Here is a 24,319-nt window from a genome sequence, read left to right on the forward strand (position 1 = left end):
CTCACTTGTGCAGGGCCAGCGCCGGTGCGTCGGGCGCCGGGTGACGTCGATGAAACAGCCGCTCCAGTTGCAGATAAATGACCGGCGTGGTGAACAACGTGAGCATCTGGCTCACCAGCAGGCCGCCGACCACGGCAATGCCCAGCGGCTGACGCAACTCGGAACCGACGCCGAAACCGAGCATCAGCGGCAGCGCGCCGAGCAGCGCGGCGAGGGTGGTCATGATAATCGGTCGGAAGCGGGTGATGCAGGCCTCATAAATGGCTTCGTGGGGCGTGAGGCCCTGCTCGCGCTGTGCCTGCAGGGCAAAGTCCACCAGCAGAATACCGTTCTTTTTGACGATACCGATCAGCAGCACCACGCCGATCAAAGCCATGATCGAGAAGTCCTGGCCCATCATCCACAGCAGCAACAGTGCGCCGATACCTGCCGAGGGCAGGGTGGAGATGATGGTCAGCGGGTGCACGAAGCTTTCATAGAGCACACCCAGAATGATGTACACCGCCACCAGCGCCGCAAGGATCAGCCAGGGCTGGTTGGCCAGCGAACTCTGGAACGCCTGCGCTGCGCCCTGGAAGCTGCCGATGATCGAGGCGGGCATGCCGATTTCGTTCTTGGCCTGATCGAGCATGCGCACAGCATCGCCCAAGGCGACCCCGGGTGCCAGGTTGAATGACAGGTTCGCCGCCGGGAACATCCCGTCATGGCTGATCGATAATGGGCCCATGCGCGGCGCACTGACTTTGGCCAGCGCCGACAGCGGCACCATTTCGCTGGTCAGTGGTGAGCGCAGGTAGAAGTACGCCAGGCTTTCAGCCTTGCCGCGCTGCTGGGCGTCCAGTTCAAGGATTACCTTGTACTGGTTGACTTCCGTCTGATACTCGCTGATCTGCCGCTGGCCAAACGCGTCGTACAGCGCCTGGTCGACATCGGCGGTGGTCAGGCCGAAGCGCGCAGCAGCACTGCGGTCGATGTCGATGTGCGTGACGCTGCCGCCCAGTTGCAAGTCGTTGGACATGTCACGAAACGCCGGGTTGCTGCGCAGTTTTTCAGTCAGCCGTTGCGTCCAGGTGTTGAGCAATTCGCCGTCGTTGCTCTTGAGCACGTACTGGTACTGACTGCGGCTCGGCCCGGAACTGAGGTTGATGTCCTGGCCAGCGCGCAGATACAGAACGATGCCCGGGACTTTGGCCAGTTTGGGGCGCAGGCGGTCGATGAACTCACTGACCGACACATCGCGTTCGGCGCGTGGCTTGAGCGAGATCCAGAAGCGGCCGTTGGCGATGGTCTGGTTGCTGCCCGAAACACCGACCGAATGCGAGAACGCCAGCACCGCAGGGTCCGCGCCGACGATCTTTGCCAGCTCCAGGTGTTTTTCCACCATGTCCGGGTAGGAGATGTCGGCAGCCGCCTCGGTGGTCCCGAGTGCAAAAGCGGTGTCCTGAACCGGAAAGAAGCCTTTGGGTATGAGGATGTAACCGACCACTGCCAGCGCCAGGGTCAGGCCGAACACGCCAAGCATCAGCCGCTGATGGGCCAGGGCCTTGCGCAAGCCACGCTCGTAGGAGGCGAGCAGGCGTTCACCGAACCCCGGTTTCTGATGCGGGTGATGGGTAGGCGCGCGCATGAACAGGGCGGCCAGGGTCGGCGCGAGGGTCAGGGACACGACCACCGAAATAAGAATGGTCGCGGTTGCGGTCAGTGCGAACTCCTTGAACAGCCTCCCGACCACGCCGCCCATGAATAGCAGCGGAATGAACGCCGCCACCAGCGAGAAGCTGATCGACACCACGGTAAAGCCGATTTCCCCGGAGCCCTTTATCGCGGCTTCACGCATGCCCTGGCCGGCTTCGAGGTGACGGTGGATGTTCTCGACCACCACGATGGCGTCGTCCACCACGAAACCGACCGCGACCACGATGGCCACCAGTGTCAGGTTGTTCAGGCTGAAGCCGAACAGGTACATCATCGCAAAGCTGGCAATCAGTGAGACCCCGAGTACCGCACTGACGATCAGGGTGGCTGACAGTTGGCGCAGGAACAGCGCCATGACCGCGACCACCAGCAGCACCGCGATCATCAGGGTCAGTTCCACTTCATGCAGCGAGGCACGGATGGTACGCGTCCGGTCATTGAGTACCGAGACATCGACACTGGCCGGGAGCATTTCCTGCAGGCGTGGCAGTTCACGCTGGATACGGTCCACGGTGTCGACAATGTTGGCGCCCGGCTGGCGGAAGATGGCGATGTTGACGCCTTGCTGATCGCCGGACCACGCCTTGACGTAGGCGTTTTCCGAGCCCGCGACCACCCGGGCCACATCTTTGAGCTGGACGGGTGCGCCGTTCTTGTAGGAAACAATCAGTTGCGCGTAGTCCTGCGGCTTGAACAACTGGTCGTTGGAGGACAGGGTCGAGATACTGTCCTTGCCGTACAGGGCGCCCTTGGCCAGGTTCAGGCTGGTCTGCTGCACCGCCAAGCGAATGTCCGCCAGGGTCAGCCCCAGCGCGGCGAGTTTCTCGGGGGCGGCCTGGACACGAATCGCCGGACGCTGCTGACCGGTGATGTATACCTGGCCCACCCCTTCGATCTGGCTGAGCTGGCGCGCCAGAATGGTTTCGGTGACGTCGCTCAGCTCGGTGCCGGGGATCAGGCTGGAACTCACGCTGAGAATCAGCACCGGGCTGTCGGCCGGGTTGACCTTGCGCCACGTCGGCAGACTGGGCAGGTCGGCCGGCAGGCGTCCGGCTGCGGTATTGATGGCGGCCTGGACTTCCTGGGCCGCAATGTCGATGCTTTTGTTGAGCGTGAACTGCAGCGTCAGGTTGGTGGAGCCCAGTGCGCTGCTGGAGGTCATCTGGGTCATGCCCGGTATCGCGCTGAACTGCACTTCCAGTGGCGTGGCAACCGAAGACGCCATGGTCTCGGGGCTGGCGCCGGGGAGCTGTGCGGTGACCTGAATGGTCGGGAATTCCGCTTCCGGCAACGGCGCGATCGGCAGCCGCGGAAACGCTATGACCCCCAGCAGGACCAGTGCGAAGGTCAACAACAAGGTGGCCACCGGGTGGTCGATGCACCACGCCGACACCGAGCCCCGGCCGTTCATCGTGCGGGCTCCACTTGCGCGCTGGCGACATCCGCAGCAGGCGCGGTGATCACTTCGACCGTTGCTCCCGGGCGTAGCCGCGACTGGCCGTCGCTGACCAGTACATCGCCAGCACGTGGTCCGCTGATCAGCGTCTGTTCGCTGTCCTGATAGAGCACTTTGACGGGGACGACTTCTACCTTGTTATCGGCAGTGAGCCGATAGACGAAGTGCAGATCAACGCCGCGCTGCACCACTTGTGGCGGCACTTTCAGCGAGTTGAGTTCGATACCGGTCTGGATCTTCACGGTCACCAGTTGCCCTGGCCAGAGTTGCTCGCCGGGGTTTTTGAATTGAGCCTTGGCGCGGATCGTACCGGTGCTTGCCGACACCTGATTGTCGATCAATGAAAGCGTGCCTTCACCCAGCAGCAGGCCGTTGGCCGCGCCGTCGCCCTGATACGCCTTGACAGTCGCCGCGTCGCGCTCGGCAATCAGCCCCTGCAGGGTGGGCAACATCTGCTGTGGCAGGGAAAACTCCACGGCAATCGGGTCGATCTGGGTCACTGAAAACAGCCCGGCAGTATCGCTGACGCGCAGGAAGTTGCCTTCATCGACATTGCGAATACCGACCCGTCCCGTCACCGGCGAGCGAATCTGAGTGTAGGACAACTGCACCTGTGAGGCGTTGATGCTCGCTTCGTTGCCTTTCGCCGTGGCTTCGAGCTGCCTGACCAGTGCCTGTTGCTGATCGAACGTCTGTCGCGAGATGCCATTTTCCTGGGTGAGCTGGCGATAGCGCTTGAGGTCCAGTTGCGCGACGTCCAGCTGCGCCTTGCTCTGCGCCAACTGGGCACGCGCCTGTTCCAGCGCAGCCCGGATAGAGCGGTCATCCAGCGTTGCCAGCAGGTCCCCGGCCTTGACCTGCTGACCTTCCTTGACCAGCACGCGCGTCAGCACTCCATCCACCTGGGGGCGGATCACGACGCTTTGCAGCGACAGCACCGATCCGATCCCTGTGACGAAACGCGGCACGTCCTCAAGACTGACCGTGATCACTTTGACGGGCACAGCGGCAGCGGCATGTTTGGGGACTGTGGCCGGGCGGGTCAGTTTCCAGCCGGCAATCGCCACACAGGCGATCACCAGGACGACGGCGGTGACGGTCAGGGTCTTTCTGCGCATATGAAGAAAACGCCAAATGTCAGTACGGGAGAGATGTTTTTTACAGCTTCCTTATAGCCTGCAAACCCGGTCAACAGAATGACTTTCAGCTGTCAGGTTTGTCAGAAAGCCTCCAGCGGGTGTGGCGTGCAGTCAAGAAAAGTCGGAATTGGACGATACCTATGTTGAAGAGATAGTTGTCCAGATGTTTATTAAGTCCTAGGAGTTTTCCTACATTTTCCTAAGTAGGTTTCTGGCAGGTCATTCTCTCATCAACTTAAATTATCGTATGAGTCAATGAATGGAGTACGCCATGAGCAGTCAGAAAACGAACGGAAAAGTGATGTGGAAGTTGCGGGCCCTTGATAAACGCTTGTGGGTCGCAATCCTGTCGACGGTGTGGCTGACTGCTCCCGCTGTGTCATGGGCAAAGGACAGTGCAATAACGTTGCGTGGCAGTATCGTCAACAGCAGTTGCAGGGTTTCCAGTACAGAAATGACGGCGCCCGGTGTTCAGTCGAGAACGCTGGAAGTTGCACCCGGGGTCACTATTCATGTGAGCACCGAACGCAATGTCTGTGGTGAGCAGGCAATGCCCTTCGTGACGCAGTATCAGGTGTTGCCTGCCGCCGTGGTAATCGACGGAGAAGCCCTGCAGGCGCGCGCTGCCGTTGTTACGTTGAGCTATCAGTAATTAGCTGTCTGTCGTGTTTTCTTGTCCGGACTGTCACGTTTTCAAGTGGCAGTCCAGTGCCCGAAAAGTGTCAACGATAAATAACCTCGGTCCTGGTGACGGCGTCGGTAGTCTGTACCTGAGTAACGGCGAGCTTCTGTGTGGAAAAGGGTTTTTATCAGTGTGCCCGGCACACCTTATAATTATTCCTACAGACCTGTCCTGCGTGTCGTGTTGTGTTGTCTGCGGGGTGAAAGTTACCGAGCTGACAGCACTGAAATAGACCTGGCTCTATAGTGCTCACCGTCCGATAGCGGGCACACACGAAATAACACAAGGAAGGTCGTTAGCATGAAAAAGCTTTCTCTTACATTGGCAGTTCTGGGCGTAATGGGCGTTGGCATGGCAGGTACCGCCAGTGCGGCGAACAACGGCACAATGGTCTTTAACGGAACACTGACCAATATCTCCTGCGATGTGGGGCCGGGCACGGGTGTCAGTGCCGGGACCAACCCTGGCGAAATCAATATCGACCTGGGCAACGTGTCCTTCTCCGATATCGGTGTATCGAGCGAAAGCCGATTCGAGACGGCTGCCCCCATCCAGTTGCTGGTCAACTGCAGTGCGGGTGCAGACCAGTACAACATGGTGAAGATGCGCCTTATTGCCCGTAACGGCAGTGGCCTGGACAACAACGACGCGAAACTCCTGCGCACCACCGGTGCGGCAGATGGCGTCGGTATCGGCCTGCTCAATGCGTCCAGCGTGCTGATGGATCTGAGTGGTGACGAAACCGTCGACACCACGCTGATCAAGGATGGCGCCAACGGTGCCACCGCCGAAATCAATTTTGGCGCGGTGTATGTGCTTAACGGCACGCCCACCAATCCTGGTAATGCCGACGGCTTCCTGCCGTTCGTGATGGATTACGAGTAATCGTGTCGGACAGGGCGGGCAGTGCTCGCTCTGTCCTCTACCGAATTCAAGGCGAACGTCAGCATGTTTCCCGATTTTTTCCGCTACACGATGCTTGTTGCGTTGTTGTTCTGCGCATCCACCGTTCAGGCGGGCATTGTATTGAATACGACGCGAGTCATTTACCAGGGCACTGATAAAGAGGTCAGTCTGGGTGTTCACAACAGTGGCGGGGGAGAGATTCTCCTGCAGTCCTGGCTTGAATCGCCTGTGGCGGCGGCCGGCACTCACGAAAGTCTGCCGAACCTGCCGTTCATTGTCACCCCCGCACTTGCGCGTATGGCCGGGGGTGGCAGGCAACTGTTGCGGATCATTCATTCCGGGACCGACATGCCCACCGATCGTGAATCGGTATTGTGGCTCAATGTTCAGGAAATACCCCAGACCGCAGCAGAAAACACGCTGCAGATCGCGGTACGTCAGCGCATCAAGGTTTTCTTCCGGCCTGATGGTTTGCAGGGTGATCCACAGCAGGCACCGGAAAGACTGAGCTGGCAGTGGATCGATGACACCGGTGTGCAGGTCGAAAATCCCGGCCCCTATCATGTCTCCATGCTCCGGATTTCCATACGCCAACATGATACTGAACTTGCCCTTCTGGACAGTCAGATGCTGGCGCCGCATCAGCGTCTGCGTATTCCGTTACAGCACACCCCGGCAAATGCGCCGTTGCTGCTCAGTTTCGTCAGTCTCAATGACTACGGCGGACAAGTGTCTTATCAGGCAACCCTCACCCATAAACAACCGGTTAACGCCGGCAAGGCGTCGCCCCGATAAGCTGGCGCATCCACTGTCAGCGTTCACTATTCAAACCGTCGGGCCTCAGTGACAAGGCAGCCCGGCAGACCTGCGTCTGTGTAAAAGGATTGCGCGGCGCGCGCGACAGCCGAAGTAGAGTGAAGACCGCTATGGAATGGCGCAAAGAAGTTTATGAGGGAGTCATTGCCCAGTGCGCGATCCCTCACCCCCGACGCTGTGCGCTGGGTATCGGTTTCGGATTGACGTTGATGTTTGCGGTCAGCGCGTCGGCCGCCTCGTCGGGTGGCGACGGGGCAGCCAGATTCAATACGGCTTTTATCCAGGGAAGCGATCAGCCGGCTGACCTTCAGGAGTTTCTGCGCTCCAATAGCGTGCTGCCCGGTACTTACCGGGTTGATATCTACGTCAATCGCAAGCTGAGCGGCAGACGCGACATCCGCTTCTTGAAAAATCCGCTGTCAGGCCTGATCGAGCCCTGCCTGTCGCTCGAGATGCTACAGAGCTTTGGTCTGGACGTGAGTCGTCTGCCGTCAGGTGAGGTATCTGCCCAGGCCTGTTTCGACCTGCCTGCGCGTGTCGAATTTGCTCGCGTCGACTATCAGCCCGGTGCGTTGCGACTGACGATCAGTGTGCCGCAAGCGGTGATGTCGCGCGGTACTCGTGGTTATGTGGCGCCGGAGCTTTGGGACCAGGGCGAGACCGCAGGCTTTATCAATTACAACTTCAATGGCAGTCGGCGGCGTAACAAGGGCCTGGAAACCGATCAGTACTACGTAGGGCTGCGAAACGGCCTGAACGTCGGCGCCTGGCGTTTGCGCAACGAGTCCTCTCTGGTCGGCGGTAGTGACAGGCCCTGGCGTTATCGCAGCAACCGTACGTTCGCGCAGCGCGATATCACCGCCCTGAAAAGCCAGCTCACGCTGGGCGAGACGTTTACCGATTCGCAGGTCTTCGACAGTGTCCGCTTCAGAGGCGCGGCCCTGGCCTCTGACGATGGCATGCTGTCGGACAGCGAGCGCGCCTATGCCCCGGTCATCCGCGGGATTGCCGAAACCAATGCGACCGTGGAAGTTCGCCAGAACGGCTTTCTGCTCTACAGCGGCAGTGTGTCGCCCGGGCCTTTCGAGATTGCCGATATCTATCCCAGTGGCTCCAATGGCGACTTGTCGGTGTCTGTCATCGAAGCCGACGGGCGCGTACGAACCTTCACCCAGGCCTATGCGTCGCTGCCGATCATGGTTCCCGCAGGCTCGTTGCGCTACAGCCTGGCCGGCGGGCAGGTCGACAACAACGACGATCAGCAGGCTTCTCCTGCGTTTGCCAGCGCAGCTCTGATCTATGGTCTTTCCGAACGGATTACCGGGTTCGCTGGGGCGCAACTGGCCGAGGATTATCAGGCCGCGAATATAGGCACCGGGGTCAACACCGGGCTGGGCGCAGTGTCGATGGACCTCACCCGCTCGGTCAGCAAAATAGATCAGCAGACGCGCAGTGGTCAGAGCCTGCGGGTGCGTTATGCCAACACGCTGGACGTCACCGACACCACGCTGGCAGTGGCCGGTTATCGATATTCGACCGAGCAATACCGGACCCTGAACCAGCACGTCAGCGACAGCGGCGCGCAGCGGCGAGTGTTGCCCTCTGGGCTGGCGCGGGATCGGCTGGAACTCAGTATCACTCAGATAGTGCCTGGCCAGTCGGCGTCGCTGAGCCTGACGGCGTCCGAGCAGCGCTACTGGAACCTGCCCGGCAAGACCCGGCAACTTTACCTGTCCTATAACGCGGCCTGGCGTTCGCTCAATTACAGCCTGTCCATCGAACGCAACGAGGATTTCGGACGAAGCGGTGACGCAAGCACCGACAATCGTATTGCCCTGAGCGTGACCCTGCCGCTCGGGTCCAGCCCCGGCTCGTCGCGATTGTCTTTCAACGCGGTGCGCGACAGCCGTGGCGAGTACAACGCGCAGGCCGGTCTCAACGGCCAGGTGCTGGGCGACCGCGACACGTTCTATTCGGTACAGGCTGGACGTGACAGCACCTCCGGCAGTTTTGGCGCAGGCAAGGTCAGCACCAGCACGGCATTCGGCCGTTTCGAGGCCGGTTATAGCCAGGGCCAGGACTACGATGCATTCAGCCTGTCCGCTGCGGGTTCGCTGGTGGCGCATGCCGGTGGTGTGAACCTGGGGCAGGCCTTGGGAGAAACCTTTGCGCTGGTTCAGGTGCCGGATGTCGGTGGCGCCCGCTTGAAATCGTTCAGTAACGTCGAGACCGCCGGCAACGGCTATGCGGTTCTGCCTTATGCGCAGGCCTACCGCACCAACTGGGTCAGCCTGGATACCCGGCAGCTGGGCGCTGATGTCGATCTGGAAAACGCCATCACCCAGATCGTGCCGCGCAGGGGCGCAATACCGGTGGTGCGCTTCAAGGCCAACGTGGGCCGCCGGGTCCAGTTCGAACTGGTACGCGCCGATGGCAGCAAGGTGCCGCTGGGTGCCAGTGTCGAAGATGAGCAGGGCAGGGCGCTGGCAGTGGTCGATCCCGGCAGCCAGGCGCTGGTGCTCAGCGAGCAGGATGCCGGCAGCCTGTGGGTGCGCTGGTCCGATCAACGATGTCAGGCGACATTCTCGCTACCGCCCAGAGACCCGTCGCGTGCCTACGAGCGGATCAGGGTGATATGCCGATGAGCGCTTTCGCTGGCTCATGCAAGGCGCTGTTGACGGCTGTGCTGTTGACGAGCGGCCTGGCGGCGCAGGGCGCTGTTTCGCTGAGTGGAACGCGGCTGGTTTTCGACGGGCAGTATCGCGAAGTCGCGCTCGAAGTGCGCAATCGCGGCACGTCCGAGGCACTTGTACAGGCCTGGCTCAGCGACGCCGCGCACGATGCCGACACCCCGGCTGAGCTGCGCAAGGCGCTGCCATTCGTGGTCACGCCACCGCTTTCACGCCTGCCGGTGGGCGGCAGGCAGATCTTGCGCGTGCTGTATCAGGGCACAGGCATGCCGCAGAAACACGAGTCGCTGCTGCATCTTTACGTGCTTGAGATACCCCGACGCCAGGACGGTGCGGGGCAGTTGAACATCGCCGTGCGCCAACGCATCAACGTGTTCTACCGGCCCCCCGGCCTTGACGGTGATCCGGCCGACACCCCCGCGCGGCTGCTGTGGACACTGACTCATGACCCGTCGCACGCCTTGTTGCTGACGGTCAGTAACCCGACGCCCTATCACGCCGCTCTGCAAGCGCTGCATATCGACGGTGTGCGGCTCGGCGACCATCTGCTGTTGGCGCCGGGCGCCCAGATTTCGATGGTTGTACCGGCGAGTGTCGAGCCCTCTGCCACATATCGTTTTTCATACCAGGCGCTGACCGACTACGGCGGCCGACGAACTCATTGCGCACAGCTCACCGGGCAGACGGCCACTACCGCCAGGCTGCCGAAAAACAATTCCATTCAGGATGAATGCTGATATGAAATATCTCTCTGCCAGAGGCTGGCTGCGATCCCTTGCCGTGTTGCTGTTACTGCATTCGGCTTCCACTTTCGCAGTGGTCTGTACCACTCAAGGGACGGGCGAAACCGAAATTCACGATGACCTGAGCAGTACGGTGGCAATCCCGGAGTCGATGCCTGACGGGGAAGTGGTATGGCGTTCCCAACCTCTGACTGTTCAGGTCGAGTGCGCCAGAGAGGGCTGGCAGTCCGAAGCGGAGGAAGTTTTTATCTACCTGAATCCGGACAATCGTTCGATCGGTCAGGGGATTCGCGCCGGGATGACGTTGCAGGGCATCGATCACCTGCAAGGCAGTGGTCGGGTCGGTACCGGCAGCTACGTGCCGATGTGTCGCGAGGGTGAGAGCACGCTCGAAAACTGCCCGAAAGTACGTTTTAGCCTGGCGTTTTCGGTATTTATCCAGAAGTTCGGCGCTACACCGTCCTCCGGCGTGGCCAGTGATCTGCTCGATTACCGGTTTTTTCAGCTGGGCGGCGCGACAGACCCGAGTCGGCTGTCAGGGCGCAGCCTCAGTTATGTGATCAATAACCTGCGGGGGCTGAGGTTCGTGGCCTGCGACGCTGATCTGCAAGTGCTCCCGGAAACCGTGGAATTTGGCGACGTTGCGATACACCAGGTGGCCATTGGCAAAGTGACTGCTACCCAGACATTCTCCCTGCTGACCAGCCGCAGCTGTGATTCGCCGTTCAGCATCGATGCGCGTTTCAGGCCGGTGACAGGCACTCTGTCTGGCGAGCTGCTGGTCCCCGTCGGTAATGATTCATTGGGGATACGCATTACCAGTGCAGTCAACGGTCAGCCGCTACGTTACAACGAACCATTCCATCTGGCGGAATTGCTCGGCGAAACCAACACGGCCAGGGCGGACTTCAATGCCGAACTGCTATGGAATACCAGCACGCCAAGGCCCGGACCGTTCAATGCCGAGGTGATGGTCGATCTGTTCTACAAATGACGGCGACAGGAGGCTCGGGCGGTTGTGCGGCGATTGATGTATGCTGCGCGGCCGCGGGCATTTGCCCGGCCAATTCGACTTTCTGGTGACACCATGACCACGCCTGAACAACCTCCTGTTCAAGACGCCGCAGCCCACTCCGTCGCAGACACTGAAAACAAGGCTGTCATTGCGCCTTTCAGCTTTCCGTTCAAGCCTTCGGAGTTTGCCCAGGCCAAAAAGGAGCCGGCGTGGCATCAGAAAAACAACAAGCACGGCCATCACAAGACCCCGGGCGTCGCGCCAGCTGGCACCCGCAGGTCGATGGGCAAGCGCTGATTGCCTGAGTGATCCTGCTCAGGCCGCCTGCAAGGGGATGAACAGGTAGGAAACCGGCTGCCGGTCAGTCACCTCGGCACCTTCCTGTTGCAGGGTGTCCAGAACGTGCTGGCCGGCGACGTGAAATTCCCACTTCGAGCCTTGGGCTTGCTCATCCTGCGCTGGATTTGCGACTTCTTCGATGGCGGCGGCAAACGCGCCCATGTCCGGCAGGTAGGCGACGAAACCGTTGCCCTTGAGGGCAGTAGTACGGATGCCGAGCTTCTGGCAAATCAGTTGTTTGGTCTCTATTTCATCCCGGTCGGCCTGACGCGACTGTTCGATCAGGTCTATCAGTTGCCTATCGACCAGCCTGTCGTTGACGATAAGGTCAGGACCCTGCTCCCAGGACTCTGGCGGACAGCCTTTGTTCTCCGGGCGTAACGGGATGTGCGGGTTGATCTCCATCGGATAGATTCGGCACACCAGTGGCCGGCGCTCGTAGATGCGACACAGGTTTTTCTCGTCAAGATTCCGGCAGCGCCCCACGTTGTAGGCCGCGAAGGTTATCGCCACAAAGGCTGTCGTGCTGCCAGTGCTGACCTCGGCCGAGCGACGGCTGGCATGGGTCAGCTGCGTCTCGGAAACCCCATAGCCATTGCTCAGAAATGCCTCTGTCAGCACGATGACGTTGCCGCCATCTGCCGCCCATTGCGCGGCTTCGCCGAGCGTCAGCGGTACGTGATGGTCAGTGCAGCAGCCGCCACACCCCACGCAGGAAAACTTGGTGTCCATTATCTCGATGACCCGTCCAACAGGTAGGCGGCAAGCGACAACAATTGGTCACTCACTCGCTTGGTGTTTCTCGGGAAGCAAGTTGCGCGCCACTCGTCGGGCCGGTCAACAGCGGGCTCAGGCTGCGGGGGTGTCGAAACGCCTGAGATAAGCCATTGCGGATTTTTCATAAAGCCGCCGCGCCGCCAGGTTGTTTTCCATGACGTGAAGGTCGACCGATGCTTCATTGCGCGTATGCAGATGGGTGAACAAATGATTGAGCAGGGCGTGGCCGATCCCGTTGTGTCGCACATCAGGGTGCACCACCAGGTCCCTGATGAATGCGCTGGTCCAGCACACGATCACACCGACTACCGTTTCGTCACGCATGGCCAGAAAGCACAGCGACGGATCGCATTCAGGATCGTGTTCGAATGCAGCCAGCCAGTCCGGATAATCCGCCACGCAGCCTGCCGCGCTGCCATAACCCAGGGTCAGCAGGCGATGAACCTCTGCGGCTCGCTCAAGCGTAAAAGGATGTGGCTGGATGCCAGGCGGCCAGGCCGGGATGGGCACTGGCACTGCAAGATCCCGACGCATCAGCCAGTAATGCGCGGCGGATGCATCGGTCAGGTTCGGACGTTGTGTGGCTGTGCGCTCAGGGATCAGAGCCCTTGGGCGACCACTGTGCGTGCGGCCTCGATCAGGCATTTGGTCAGCTCGGGTGACGAGAATTTGGTCAGCACGGCATTGGCCCCGGCAATCTGCGACTTCTCGCTGTTCATCGCGCTGTCGAGCGAGGTGTGCAGCAGGATGTACAGGTCACTGAAGTCCGGGGTATCCCGAAGTGTGCGGGTGAGGGCGTAGCCGTCCATCTCCGACATCTCGATATCGGACACCACCACGTTGATCTGCCGCGCAGTACCCTGCAGATCGAGCAGAACGTCGATGGCCTCTTTGGCACTGCGCGCCGTGTGGCATTCGAGGCCGAGATTGCGCAAGGTAATGATCGACTGCTGCAGGGCAACCTGACTGTCATCGACAACCAGAATCCGCGCCTTGCTCAGCAGTTCCGCATCCTCTTTGGCCAGCTCTGTGGACTGCACGACGATCTGCGCAGGGGCGATACCGTGGATCACTTTCTCGATGTCCAGTACCTGTACCAGCACGCCGTCGACCTGCGTGACCCCGGTGATGAACGACTTGCTGCTCGACCCGTAGGGCGGCGGACGGATATCGGTGGTCAGGCAATGCACAATCTTGCTCACGGCCTGAACGTGCAGGCCCTGCTTCGAGCGGCTGACATCCGTGACGATCAGGCAGCCACCGTCCGGATCGGCCAGCGGTCGCTCGCCGATCGCACGACTCAGGTCGATAACCGACAGTGACGAACCCCGTAACGTCGCGATGCCTTTGACGTGTGGGTGCGATTCGGGAAGATGGGTCAGAGGCGGGCAGGGAATGATCTCGCTGACCTTGAGCAGGTTGATCGCCATCAGCTTGCCGCTGCGCAACGTGAAGAGGAGCAGCGAAAGTGAATCTGCTCGGACGTTCTTGGACATATGAACCTTCTGGCTGTAGGTGTTTCGTCGCCTGGTAGCGGCAAACAACTTTCTATGACAGGTTATCGACCCGAGGCGGGCTGGCTTGAGGATTTTTAACCGACAGCCGAGCGCGCCGTTCGCTTGCCATTGGACGTCGTTGCACTGCACCGTGGCGGACCCGAGAAACTGGCTGCCCATGCGCCGATAGTGGCAGTCTGGCTTCGGTTGAGTCAAACCGGGGGAGGGCGGCAGATTGTCGCTCTCTGCATTCCCACAACCTGCGTAGCGGGTTCGCACGTCATAGTGCTTTGCCAGAAAGGCGCCCTGCGACAAAATACCGCAGCTATATATAGAAGAAGAACTGCGACAAACTGACGCACCCCTCTATATATAGAAGGGCTTTGCATCCGGCCCCTGCAAAAAGCGTCCTGTCGGTCGTGCATCTGCTGCCGCGCAGACCACCTGGCCGGCAAATGCGTCCGTATGGCTGGCCAATGCTTGAGTTGCCGAATCAGACAGATGATCATCGCGCACGCCTCGGCTCAGCCAGGCCGTCCACCCTCGTCCAGGTTGCTCGCGCACGCTGCATGGCGTTGACCAACCCCTTGATCAGTTCAGTAAGGTATGTGAATGAGCGACAACACGTTGTACCTGAGACGCGAAAAGCGCTTTCTGGTTTTGCTGGGCATTATCTGCCTGGCCCTGATCGGCGGCGCCCTGTACATGCAGATCGCCTTGGGCGAAGCGCCTTGCCCGCTGTGCATTCTGCAGCGTTACGCACTGTTGTTCATCGCCATTTTTGCGTTCATCGGTGCCGCAATGCCCGGACGTCGCAGCGTCACGGTGTTTGAAACCCTGGTCACCCTCAGTGCCCTTGGCGGTATTGCTGCTGCCGGCCGGCATGTCTGGATCCTCGCCCATCCGTCCGACAGCTGCGGCATCGATGTGCTGCAGCCGATTGTCGATGGCCTGCCATTGGCTACACTGTTCCCTACAGGGTTTCAGGTCAGCGGTTTCTGCACGACGCCATATCCGCCGGTTCTCGGATTGTCACTCGCGCAATGGGCGCTGACGGCGTTTGTCCTGACTGCAGTTCTGGTACCGGCGTGCATCATCCGCAATCGCCGCAAACCTTACTAACTACAGGGGCTTTCGCTAAAAACGCCCCGTGAATACGGGGCTTTTTTCGGGTGAAATGAGGCGTTTGCAGGACGATTGTTACGCGTATAGAGAATAACTGTTACAAAATTAGGCATAGTCATTAAAAATTTACGTATCTACAATCCCCGTCACTTGTCGTTCAGCTTGGCCGAACGATCAGCATTTTGAGGCTTGGAGCGTCCCCTGTGCACTCTGAACAGGCAGCGCAACGCTTGCCTCTGAGGGCGTATAATGGCCGCGTCGAAAGCGTCTGCCCGAAGTTTTGGGCAGTTCCAGCAACTCAAAAAACAAGAATCCATAGCTAAACCCGGACTTGTCGATACGCCGCTGTGCGTACTGGCGGCCCTTGTTCAATTCAAAAAAATTAGCCGGCACTGGCAGGGCGAAGTGTTGGCGGTCGAAACCCAACTGCACCGCGCAAGCTGCTTTTAGAGGTCGTGAAATGAGTAAAAAAAGGTACCCCAGGTTTTTTGGCTTCTTGGCCCTTTTCTGTATGCTTTTGCTCAGTGGATGCGATGGCGTACCTCTGCTCGATCCAAAAGGGCAGGTGGGTATCGAGCAGCGGAACCTGATCATAATCGCAACGTTGCTGATGCTGATTGTCGTGATCCCGGTCATCCTGATGACCCTGATCTTCGCCTGGAAGTATCGCGCGTCGAACAAGGCTGCCAAGTACACGCCGGACTGGTCTCACTCCACCAAGATCGAAATCGCAGTCTGGGGCGTACCCATGCTGTTGCTGGTCTTCCTGGGGTACATCACTTACGTCTCGACTCACTCGCTGGACCCTTACCGTCCGCTTGATTCGGACGTCAAGCCGATCACCATCCAGGCGATCTCGGTTGACTGGAAGTGGGTGTTCGTCTACCCGGACTACGGCATTGCCACGGTCAACAAGATCGTGTTCCCGGCCAAGACTCCGATCAACTTCCAGGTCACCTCGGACAGCGTGATGAACTCGTTCTTCATCCCGGGTCTGGGTGGTCAGATCTACGCGATGGCGGGCATGCACACCAAGCTGCACCTCATTGCCAACGAGAATCACGAATTCAACGGTATTTCGGCCAACTACAGTGGCGCAGGCTTTACCGGCATGAAGTTCAAGGCCATCGCTACCAGCCAGGCTGATTTCGACAGCTGGGTCAGCGAAGTCAAGAGCTCGCCCAAAAAGCTTGGCACGGCCGAATACGCCGAGTTGATCAAGCCGAGCGAACGCAACCCTGTCGAACTCTTTTCCTCGGTCACCCCGAACCTGTTCCAGATCGTCATCGACAAGTATGAAGGTATGAATCCAGGCAAGAAGGTTGTTGCTGGTGAGAAGGAAGTAGCCGGTGAGGCTGGTGCGGAAAAAGGCAAAAATTCAGCTGCTGGGGCAGAGGAGTAAACGATGTTTGGCAAATTAAGTCTGGAAGCGGTGCCGTTCCACGAGCCCATAGTCATGGTGACACTTGCCATGATCGCGCTCGGCGGCATTGCGGTTGTCGGGTTGATCACCTATTTCCGCAAGTGGACGTACTTGTGGTCTGAGTGGCTGACCTCTGTCGACCACAAGAAAATCGGTGTGATGTACATCGTCGTTGCCATGGTCATGCTGCTGCGCGGTTTTGCCGACGCGATCATGATGCGTACCCAACTGGCGATGGCCCAGAACGGTTCCGAAGGGTTCCTTCCGCCTGAGCACTATGACCAGATCTTCACCGCTCACGGTGTGATCATGATCATCTTCATGGCGATGCCGTTCTTCACGGGTCTGATGAACATCGTTCTGCCTCTGCAGATCGGCGCTCGCGACGTGGCGTTCCCGTTCCTGAACTCCCTGAGCTTCTGGCTGCTGGTCGCAGGTATGCTGCTGATCAACATCTCTCTGGGTGTCGGTGAGTTCGCCAAGACCGGCTGGGTTGCGTATCCGCCTCTCTCCGGGCTGCAATACAGTCCTGGTGTCGGGGTCGACTACTACATCTGGGCGCTACAGTTATCCGGGTTAGGTACGACGCTGACGGGGGTCAACTTCCTCGTGACCGTTCTGAAAATGCGTACCCCTGGCATGAAACTGATGGACATGCCGATCTTCACCTGGACCTGCACCTGGGCAAACATCCTGATCGTGGCTTCGTTCCCGATCCTGACCGCTACCCTGGCGTTCCTGACCCTTGACCGCTACCTGGACTTCCACATTTTCACGAACGAAATGGGCGGTAACCCCATGATGTACGTGAACCTGTTCTGGGCGTGGGGTCACCCTGAGGTGTACATCCTGATCCTGCCGGCCTTCGGCGTGTTCTCGGAAGTCATCTCCACGTTCTCCGGCAAGCGTCTGTTCGGCCACAAGTCGATGATCTTCGCCTCTGGTGCGATCTGTATCCTGGGCTTCATGGTCTGGCTGCACCACTTCTTCACCATGGGTGCGGGTGCCAACGTCAACGCCTTCTTCGGTCTGGCGACGATGCTGATTGCGATCCCGACGGGGGTGAAGCTGTTCAACTGGCTGTTCACCATGTATCAGGGCCGTCTGCGCTTCACTGCGCCGGTGCTCTGGACCCTGGGCTTCATGGTCACCTTCTCGATCGGCGGCATGACCGGCGTTCTGTTGGCGATCCCGGGTGCCGACTTCGTGCTGCACAACAGCCTGTTCGTAATCGCTCACTTCCACAACGTCATCATCGGCGGTGCGGTATTCGGTTACATCGCCGGCTTCGCGTTCTGGTTCCCTAAAGCGTTCGGTTTCACCCTGAACGAGAAGTGGGGCAAGGCAGCGTTCTGGTTCTGGATCGTCGGCTTTTTCGTCGCATTCATGCCGCTGTACGCGCTGGGCTTCCTGGGCATGACCCGTCGTCTGAACGCTACTGACATGCCAGAGTGGAACATCTACCTGGACGTCGCGCTGTTCGGTGCCGTGCTGATCGCCATGGGTATCGCTTCGCAGCTGATCCAGCTGTTCGTGAGTATCCGTGACCGCGACAACAACCGCGATCTGACCGGTGACCCATGGAATGGCCATACCCTGGAATGGTCCACTTCTTCGCCTCCACCGTTCTACAACTTTGCCGAGCTGCCAAAAGCTGACGACATCGACCCGTTCACCGATGCAAAACGTGCCGGTACCGCTTACAAGGTTCCTGCCCGCTACTCGGCGATCCACATGCCTAACAACACGGCTACCGGCCTGTACATGGGTATGTTGCTGACGGTCTTCGGCTTCGCATTCATCTGGCACATCTGGTGGCTGGTAGGCGCAAGCCTGGTTGCGACCATTGCTGTCTTCGTTGCTCACGCCATGCGTGACGACCAGGGCTACATGGTGCCTGCTGAAGATGTAGCGCGTATTGAAGGTGAGCATCACAAGGTCCTGGCGGCCAACGGTGCATACACTCCTGTCAAGTCCTCGCTGGAACAGGTTTAAACAATGTCAAATATTGCAATCAACTCCGGAGCCCACGATCACGGTCACGACCATGATCATGGGCATGACGATCACCACGACAGCGGTGGCATGACGGTCTACGGCTTCTGGCTGTACCTGATGACCGACTGCGTGTTGTTCGCCTCGTTCTTCGCGGTGTACGCCGTGATGGTCAACAGTGTCGCGGGCGGCCCGTCGGGCCAGGACATCTTCCTGCTGCCATTCGTGGCAGTGGAAACCGCGTTCCTGTTGGTCAGTAGTATCACTTACGGCTTCGCCATGCTGGCACTGTACAAGGGCAATAAGAGCCAGGTACTGGGCTGGCTGGCACTGACCTTTCTGTGCGGTGCTGCCTTTATCGGCATGGAAATCTATGAGTTCCATCACCTGATCGAAGAGGGCTTCGGTCCGAGCCGCAGCGGCTTCCTGTCAGCGTTCTTCGCGCTGGTAGGCCTGCACGGCGCCCACGTGACCAGCGGTCTGATCTGGATGGCGATCATGATGTTCCAGGTCCAGAAAAAGGGCCTGACCAACACCAACAAGACGCGCCTGAGCTGCCTGAGCCTGTTCTGGCACTTCCTGGACGTTGTCTGGATCGGCGTGTTTACCGTTGTCTATCTGATGGGAGCTTTGTAATGTCAAATTCGCATCACTCCGCTGAAGACAATAGTCACGGCTCAGTGAAGTCGTACGTCATCGGTTTCGTACTGTCGATCATCCTGACCGCCATTCCGTTTGCCCTGGTGATGTCACCTTCACTGCCGAAGGACATGACGATCGCAATCGTTCTGGTCTTCGCGATCATCCAGATTCTGGTGCACCTGCATTACTTCCTGCATCTGGACTTCACGAGCGTGCAACGTAACAACGTGATGGCCTTCGCCTTTACCACGATGGTTATCGTCCTGCTGGTCGGCTTGTCGCTGTGGATCATTTTCAGCGTCCACCGCGAAATGATGGCGCATTGAGGAATACCAGATGTCACTGAAGCACTTTATCCAAATCACCAAGCCGGGGATCATTTTCGGTAACGTGCTTTCGGTGGCAGGTGGCTTTTTTCTGGCTTCCAAGGGAAATATCGATTTCGGCGTGTTCCTTGCGGCGGTCATCGGTACTTCCCTGGTCGTTGCGTCCGGTTGTGTGTTCAATAACTGCATCGATCGCGATATCGATCAGCGAATGGAAAGAACCCGTAACCGGGTTCTGGTGCAGGGCCTGGTTTCACTGAAACTGGCGCTGCTCTACGCAACCCTGCTCGGTATCGCAGGCGTTGGCCTGCTGTACACCGAGGCCAATCCGTTGGCCGCACTGTTTGCAGTGATCGGGTTCGTGATCTACGTCGGCCTTTACAGCCTGTACCTGAAACGCAGATCCGTTCACGGCACGCTGGTGGGCAGTCTTTCGGGGGCCATGCCGCCGGTGATTGGCTACTGCGCAGTGAGCAACAGCTTCGACTTTGCGGCCCTGACGCTACTGGTGATGTTCAGCCTGTGGCAGATGCCGCATTCGTATGCGATCGCCATCTTCCGCTTCAATGATTACCGTGCTGCGAAGATTCCGGTTCTGCCGGTCAAGCGCGGCATTCTGGTTACCAAGCGCCACATCATGCTCTACATCCTGGCGTTCCTCGTAGCGACCCTGATGTTGACCGTCGGTGGCTACGCGGGCCTCAACTACCTGGCTGTCGCAGCGGGTATGGGCATGTACTGGCTGTACATGGCCTGGAAGGGCTACAAGGCCGTTGACGATACTGTCTGGGCTCGCAAGCTGTTCGTTTTTTCGATCTTCACCATTACTGCCTTGAGCGTGATGATGTCGGTCGACTTTCAGGTGACGAAAGAATTGCTGGTGACTTACGCCTTCTGATCCCACTTGATACGCGATATGAAAAAACCCCGTTCTGCGAAGAACGGGGTTTTTTTTGGGTGTCGATCTACACTGGATGAAAGGCAGGGCATGCCGACAGTTTTTCGGCGGTTGTAAACGCCTGTTTGCAGGGCGTTTTTGACCTTTCATGGAAAATCAGGAGCGCTTGCCGCATGATGTGCCGTTTTCAAGCGACCTGTTACGGATATCCGGTTTCCGAGCCCGCCAGGGCTGATCATGATTATGGCTGCTACCCATGATGTCTTCAGAAAGTCAGAACCCCACGCCCAGCGCTTTGGTTTCCATCGTTGCCCCTTGCTACAACGCCGAGCGATTTCTCGAGGTCGCGATTCAAAGCATTTTTGCTCAGGACTACGAGAACTTCGAGGTCATCATCGTTGACGATGGCTCGACCGACAACAGCATCGCGATGCTTGAGTCCCTGCAGCAACGCTATCCTTTCCAGCTTTATCGCCAGGCCAATCAGGGCGTCAGTGCTGCCCTCAACCATGGTCTGCGTTACGCCAAAGGCGTTTACCTCTCCACGCCGGACCTGGATGACATCATGCTTCCCTCCTCGGTGCGGATTCGTGCCGAGTATCTGGACAATCACCCTGCAGTAGGCTGTGTCGGCGCATTGGTCAGCTACATGGATGGCGACGGCAAGGAAATCAAACGTCAGTCTCGCGATCACATCGAGCGGCTGACGTTCGATGACATATTGCGCGACGCGGTGGTCGTCGGCGCGCCGGTCGCTCTGTACCGCATGAAGGCCATTAAGGATGCGGACGGCTATGACCCGCAGATAAGGGTTCAGGACTTTCAGGCGACACTGAAAATCGCTCATCTGGGCTATGAAATTCATGTGCTCCCCGAGATCGTCACACGCTATCGGCGGCACCCGAACAACCTTTCGCGCAAGTACAAGGTGTTGCTTGAGGCTGACCTGAAGAGCATCGAGCCTTATCGGGATCATCGCGAATACCAGAGCGGTCGCACTCAGGCCATCAACAAGGCCTTGAAATACGCTGCGGTCGCGGACAAGCGATATGCGTGGAGTCTGTTGTTTTCCATCCCGTGGAGGCAGATCAACAGAACGACCTTGCGGCGCTGCAAGCGTTTGCTCCTGAGCTATCGGTAAGCGCGGCCTGGCTGTCAAAAAAACATGTGATTGAAGATATGAAATTCATCGAGCTGTTAAAAAACAGAAAAATACGCAAGCAGTTGCGCAAACTCGACAAACTGGAGAGGCTTGCGCAGAAGATCAGACTGCAATACCCGCGAGCCGAAGTGGGTGTAGGCACGTACGGCGCGCCGGATATCGTCGAGTTTGGTGATGACTCCGTGCTGCGCGTAGGGTCCTACACTTCGATTGCTGAAGGGGTGAGGATTCTGCTGGGTGGTGAGCACCGCACAGACTGGATCACGACCTATCCATTTCCCGCAATGGTCGAGCAATTGGCAGATATCAAGGATTACTCCCCCAGCAAGGGTGATGTCACCATTGGCAGTGACTGCTGGATCTGCGCCAACGCGCTCATCGTGTCAGGCGTCACGATCGGTCACGGTGCAATCGTCGGTGCTGGCGCGATGGTTGTACGCGATGTCGCCCCCTATTCGGTTGTCGGTGGTAATCCGTGCAAATTCATCCGTTGGCGCTTTGAAGAGGATGTTCGTCAACTGCTGCTGCAGACGGCCTGGTGGGACTGGCCCATGGAGGAAGTCAAATCCGTGGCACGGACCTTGTGCAGCTCGGACATGGACGCCTTCCTCTCATACGTTCGCCAGCGCCAGGCCACATCACGGCCATTGGGCAACTGACTGGCCGCAAAAGCGCCTGTGCGTTCGGACCTGCTTCAGAAATGCCATGTCGGTTTGCATTTATTTCGAGCCTCATGGCCCGAATGATCTGGCAGAATAAGGCATTGGCCTGACTCGACCAGGCAGTCGCTAAAATGATAGAGGGCGTTATGAGTCAAGAAAGCATCAACTGGGACACTCTGGGTTTTGATTACATCAAGACCGACAAGCGCTACCTTTCTCATTGGCGCGACGGTGCCTGGGATCAGGGCTCACTGACCGAGGACAACACGCTGCATATCAGCGAAGGGTCGACCGCGCTGCATTATGGTCAGCAGTGCTTCGAGGGGCTCAAGGCCTACCGCTGCAAGGATGGCTCGATCAATCTGTTCCGTCCCGATCAGAACGCCCAGCGCATGCAGCGCAGCTGCTCCCGCCTGTTGATGCCCCATGTCCCGACCGATGTGTTCATTGAAGCCTGCAAGCAAGTGGTCAAGGCCAACGAACGCTTCATCCCGCCTTACGGTTCCGGCGGTGCGCTGTACCTGCGCCCGTTCGTCATCGGTGTGGGTGACAACATCGGTGTGCGTACCGCGCCTGAGTTCATCTTCTCGATTTTCTGCATTCCGGTGGGCGCCTATTTCAAAGGTGGCCTGAAGCCGAACAATTTCGTCATCTCCGGCTACGACCGCGCTGCGCCCAACGGGACAGGCGCGGCCAAGGTCGGCGGTAACTATGCTGCCAGCCTGATGCCCGGTTCCGAAGCCAAGAAGCACAGCTTTGCAGATTGCATCTATCTCGATCCGCAGACCCACTCCAAGATCGAGGAAGTGGGTTCGGCCAACTTCTTTGCCATCACCAAGGACGATGTGTTCCTGACGCCCAAGTCACCATCGGTGCTGCCGGGGATCACCCGCCTGTCGTTGATCGAACTGGCGAAATCCCGCCTGGGCCTTACGGTCGAAGAGGGGGATGTGTTCATCGACCAGCTCGGCGAGTTCAAGGAAGCGGGCGCATGCGGTACGGCTGCGGTCATTACTCCGATCGGTGGGATTTCCTACAAGGACAACCTGCACGTGTTCTACAGCCAGACCGAAGTCGGTCCTGTGACTCAGCGTCTGTACAAGGAGCTGACCGGCGTTCAGTCCGGTGACATCGAGGCGCCAGCCGGCTGGATCGTCAAGGTCTGATGAGCTGACCCGGATCGTTCCAGCGTCGAACGCTGGAACGATCCTCGACCCAATGCTCAGGCTTCAGGTGTTTTCCCTTCCTCAAGCGGCTCCTTCGCCGGCCCCAGCACGATCGCCAGATGCCGCAAGTCGTCGACCTCCAGGCCATAGCTTTTGCCTGACGGGCTCTGTGTGACCGTTCCCAACGCATACACCGTGAAAAACTTCACGTCCTCCGCATGGCTCAGCAGCTCACTGATGTAGCGGCTGGAGCGATAGGCCTGCATCTGCGCAGGCGACACGTAGAGCGTCACCAGTTTGCCGTCCAGACGGTCGAAGAACCTGAACTTGAAGCCCAGCCCGTAACGCTGCTCGATCAGCCCGCCTCCGAACAGCACCCGGCCGTTATCGCCTGATTGCGCGTATTTGATATGGCGAAAATACGAGCGCAGCGACACTTCTCCCTGGCCCGGAATTTTCAGCTTCAGCAGCTTGAAGTCTTCCAGTGACAGCTCTGCCTTGGCCTGCCGATAGCTGTCCACCAGCCGCTCGAGGTTATTGGTGCGTGTTTCGCTGTAGCGAGCAGTCGGCGGCTTGGCAGGTTCTGTGACCGGAAGCGTTGCAGCAGGGCGCTGAGCGCCAGCATCGGGCCTTTCCGGGCCGGACGCGTCTTTGGTCGGCGCTTTGATGACCGGGTCGAAGATATCGATGTAATCGTCCAGCTTGCGTTTGGCCTTGCGCAGGCGTGTCTGTACATCGGTTTCTTCGACCGGATCGTTCGGTTCTTCCTCTGCTTCTGCGCGCTCATCCACCCATTCGCAGCCCGAGTGATGGTCGTAATGCGGGTTGGCGCGAAAGTGCGCGGCGACGAAGGTCGGGTTGTCCTGTGGCTTCACGTCATAGCGAACCCCGGTAACCTTCGCCCCCATTGCCCTGCACGCCTCGGTCGAGCAGAGAAACTCGAAGCGTGCGCGTGGCGGCTCCTGAGAGAAGTATTCGCGTCGGGCAGCGGCGATCGACAGCTCCTGCTGCAGTTCCACACAGTACGCACGGGTGATGGGTTTGCTGGGCTTCATGCTCGTTTGGCTGCCTTCCAGTGAGAGTTGCCGTAACACGCTATTTCACCCGGACACGCCTTGCAACCATTACACAGCAAGACGTCGAAGGCAGTGCCCGGCAAAACTGCT

23 protein-coding genes are annotated in these 24,319 nt (G+C 58.8%); 17 read left to right on the forward strand and 6 right to left on the reverse strand.

Annotation, left to right across the window (positions count from 1 at the left end; all coding sequences use genetic code 11):
* Window position 1: 1 nt before the first annotated feature.
* Both GE543_RS05135 and GE543_RS05140 read right to left on the reverse strand, forming a co-directional pair.
* Window positions 2-3,106 (reverse strand): multidrug efflux RND transporter permease subunit, encoded by a 3,105-nt coding sequence (locus GE543_RS05135; RefSeq protein ID WP_153220938.1) that lies wholly within the window; start codon window positions 3,104-3,106, stop codon window positions 2-4.
* Complete coding sequence (locus GE543_RS05140; protein WP_153220939.1) at window positions 3,103-4,269, reverse strand: efflux RND transporter periplasmic adaptor subunit; 1,167 nt, start codon at window positions 4,267-4,269, stop codon at window positions 3,103-3,105. Before GE543_RS05140 ends, GE543_RS05135 begins: the two co-directional genes overlap by 4 nt.
* Before the next feature lie 292 nt (window positions 4,270-4,561).
* Here GE543_RS05140 and GE543_RS05145 point away from each other — a divergent pair, with 292 nt between their 5' ends.
* From GE543_RS05145 to GE543_RS05175, 7 genes are all read left to right on the forward strand, one after another.
* The gene (locus GE543_RS05145) at window positions 4,562-4,942 is read left to right on the forward strand and encodes a hypothetical protein (RefSeq protein WP_046235089.1); all 381 of its coding nucleotides are present in this window, start codon (window positions 4,562-4,564) and stop codon (window positions 4,940-4,942) included.
* A gap of 330 nt (window positions 4,943-5,272) precedes the next feature.
* Window positions 5,273-5,857, forward strand: a complete 585-nt coding sequence (locus GE543_RS05150; protein WP_003314067.1) for a fimbrial protein — start codon at window positions 5,273-5,275, stop codon at window positions 5,855-5,857.
* 63 nt (window positions 5,858-5,920) lie between these two features.
* Window positions 5,921-6,673: a molecular chaperone gene (locus tag GE543_RS05155; protein WP_153220940.1), complete on the forward strand. Its 753-nt coding sequence runs from the start codon at window positions 5,921-5,923 to the stop codon at window positions 6,671-6,673.
* Between the two features lie 203 nt (window positions 6,674-6,876).
* On the forward strand, window positions 6,877-9,339 hold the full coding sequence (locus GE543_RS05160) for a fimbria/pilus outer membrane usher protein (protein ID WP_178118556.1): 2,463 nt from the start codon (window positions 6,877-6,879) through the stop codon (window positions 9,337-9,339).
* Window positions 9,336-10,121, forward strand: coding sequence for a molecular chaperone (locus GE543_RS05165; RefSeq protein ID WP_153220942.1), 786 nt, complete (start codon window positions 9,336-9,338; stop codon window positions 10,119-10,121). The genes GE543_RS05160 and GE543_RS05165 overlap by 4 nt, the downstream gene beginning before the upstream one ends.
* A 1-nt stretch (window position 10,122) precedes the next feature.
* The gene (locus GE543_RS05170) at window positions 10,123-11,121 is read left to right on the forward strand and encodes a fimbrial protein (protein WP_153220943.1); all 999 of its coding nucleotides are present in this window, start codon (window positions 10,123-10,125) and stop codon (window positions 11,119-11,121) included.
* Between the two features lie 93 nt (window positions 11,122-11,214).
* On the forward strand, window positions 11,215-11,439 hold the full coding sequence (locus tag GE543_RS05175) for a hypothetical protein (protein ID WP_032698076.1): 225 nt from the start codon (window positions 11,215-11,217) through the stop codon (window positions 11,437-11,439).
* Between the two features lie 18 nt (window positions 11,440-11,457).
* Here GE543_RS05175 and GE543_RS05180 read toward each other — a convergent pair whose 3' ends face one another.
* The 3 genes from GE543_RS05180 to GE543_RS05190 form a co-directional block, all read right to left on the reverse strand.
* Window positions 11,458-12,213 carry a YkgJ family cysteine cluster protein gene (locus GE543_RS05180; RefSeq protein WP_003408991.1) on the reverse strand — a complete coding sequence of 252 codons (756 nt, stop codon included), beginning with the start codon at window positions 12,211-12,213 and terminating at the stop codon, window positions 11,458-11,460.
* Window positions 12,214-12,330: 117 nt separating this feature from the next.
* Window positions 12,331-12,792, reverse strand: a complete 462-nt coding sequence (locus tag GE543_RS05185; RefSeq protein ID WP_153221073.1) for a GNAT family N-acetyltransferase — start codon at window positions 12,790-12,792, stop codon at window positions 12,331-12,333.
* Window positions 12,793-12,857: 65 nt separating this feature from the next.
* Window positions 12,858-13,754, reverse strand: a complete 897-nt coding sequence (locus GE543_RS05190) for a chemotaxis protein (RefSeq protein ID WP_003408993.1) — start codon at window positions 13,752-13,754, stop codon at window positions 12,858-12,860.
* Between the two features lie 612 nt (window positions 13,755-14,366).
* On the opposite strand from GE543_RS05190, the gene GE543_RS05195 reads away from it, so the two are divergent.
* From GE543_RS05195 to GE543_RS05240, 10 genes are all read left to right on the forward strand, one after another.
* The gene (locus GE543_RS05195; protein WP_003408994.1) at window positions 14,367-14,876 is read left to right on the forward strand and encodes a disulfide bond formation protein B; all 510 of its coding nucleotides are present in this window, start codon (window positions 14,367-14,369) and stop codon (window positions 14,874-14,876) included.
* A gap of 252 nt (window positions 14,877-15,128) precedes the next feature.
* Window positions 15,129-15,329 carry a hypothetical protein gene (locus GE543_RS05200; RefSeq protein WP_003314077.1) on the forward strand — a complete coding sequence of 67 codons (201 nt, stop codon included), beginning with the start codon at window positions 15,129-15,131 and terminating at the stop codon, window positions 15,327-15,329.
* 10 nt (window positions 15,330-15,339) lie between these two features.
* The gene (gene cyoA / locus GE543_RS05205) at window positions 15,340-16,281 is read left to right on the forward strand and encodes a ubiquinol oxidase subunit II (RefSeq protein WP_025990861.1); all 942 of its coding nucleotides are present in this window, start codon (window positions 15,340-15,342) and stop codon (window positions 16,279-16,281) included.
* Between the two features lie 3 nt (window positions 16,282-16,284).
* Complete coding sequence (cyoB, locus tag GE543_RS05210) at window positions 16,285-18,297, forward strand: cytochrome o ubiquinol oxidase subunit I (protein WP_003408998.1); 2,013 nt, start codon at window positions 16,285-16,287, stop codon at window positions 18,295-18,297.
* 3 nt (window positions 18,298-18,300) lie between these two features.
* A complete protein-coding gene (locus GE543_RS05215) occupies window positions 18,301-18,933 on the forward strand; it encodes a cytochrome o ubiquinol oxidase subunit III (protein WP_003409001.1) in 633 nt (210 codons plus the stop codon).
* Window positions 18,933-19,265: a cytochrome o ubiquinol oxidase subunit IV gene (gene cyoD, locus GE543_RS05220; protein WP_003409003.1), complete on the forward strand. Its 333-nt coding sequence runs from the start codon at window positions 18,933-18,935 to the stop codon at window positions 19,263-19,265. The genes GE543_RS05215 and cyoD overlap by 1 nt, the downstream gene beginning before the upstream one ends.
* A 10-nt stretch (window positions 19,266-19,275) precedes the next feature.
* On the forward strand, window positions 19,276-20,163 hold the full coding sequence (gene cyoE / locus GE543_RS05225) for a heme o synthase (RefSeq protein WP_003314082.1): 888 nt from the start codon (window positions 19,276-19,278) through the stop codon (window positions 20,161-20,163).
* Window positions 20,164-20,419: 256 nt separating this feature from the next.
* Window positions 20,420-21,304 carry a glycosyltransferase family 2 protein gene (locus GE543_RS05230; protein ID WP_103695962.1) on the forward strand — a complete coding sequence of 295 codons (885 nt, stop codon included), beginning with the start codon at window positions 20,420-20,422 and terminating at the stop codon, window positions 21,302-21,304.
* Window positions 21,305-21,342: 38 nt separating this feature from the next.
* Window positions 21,343-21,984: a CatB-related O-acetyltransferase gene (locus GE543_RS05235; protein ID WP_003415305.1), complete on the forward strand. Its 642-nt coding sequence runs from the start codon at window positions 21,343-21,345 to the stop codon at window positions 21,982-21,984.
* A gap of 149 nt (window positions 21,985-22,133) precedes the next feature.
* Window positions 22,134-23,153, forward strand: a complete 1,020-nt coding sequence (locus GE543_RS05240) for a branched-chain amino acid aminotransferase (RefSeq protein WP_003314085.1) — start codon at window positions 22,134-22,136, stop codon at window positions 23,151-23,153.
* Between the two features lie 56 nt (window positions 23,154-23,209).
* Here GE543_RS05240 and GE543_RS05245 read toward each other — a convergent pair whose 3' ends face one another.
* A complete protein-coding gene (locus GE543_RS05245; RefSeq protein ID WP_046235007.1) occupies window positions 23,210-24,208 on the reverse strand; it encodes a hypothetical protein in 999 nt (332 codons plus the stop codon).
* Window positions 24,209-24,319 lie beyond the last annotated feature (111 nt).

Origin of the sequence: Pseudomonas sp. SZ57, from assembly GCF_009495975.1 — a bacterium.
GTDB lineage: Bacteria > Pseudomonadota > Gammaproteobacteria > Pseudomonadales > Pseudomonadaceae > Aquipseudomonas > Aquipseudomonas syringae.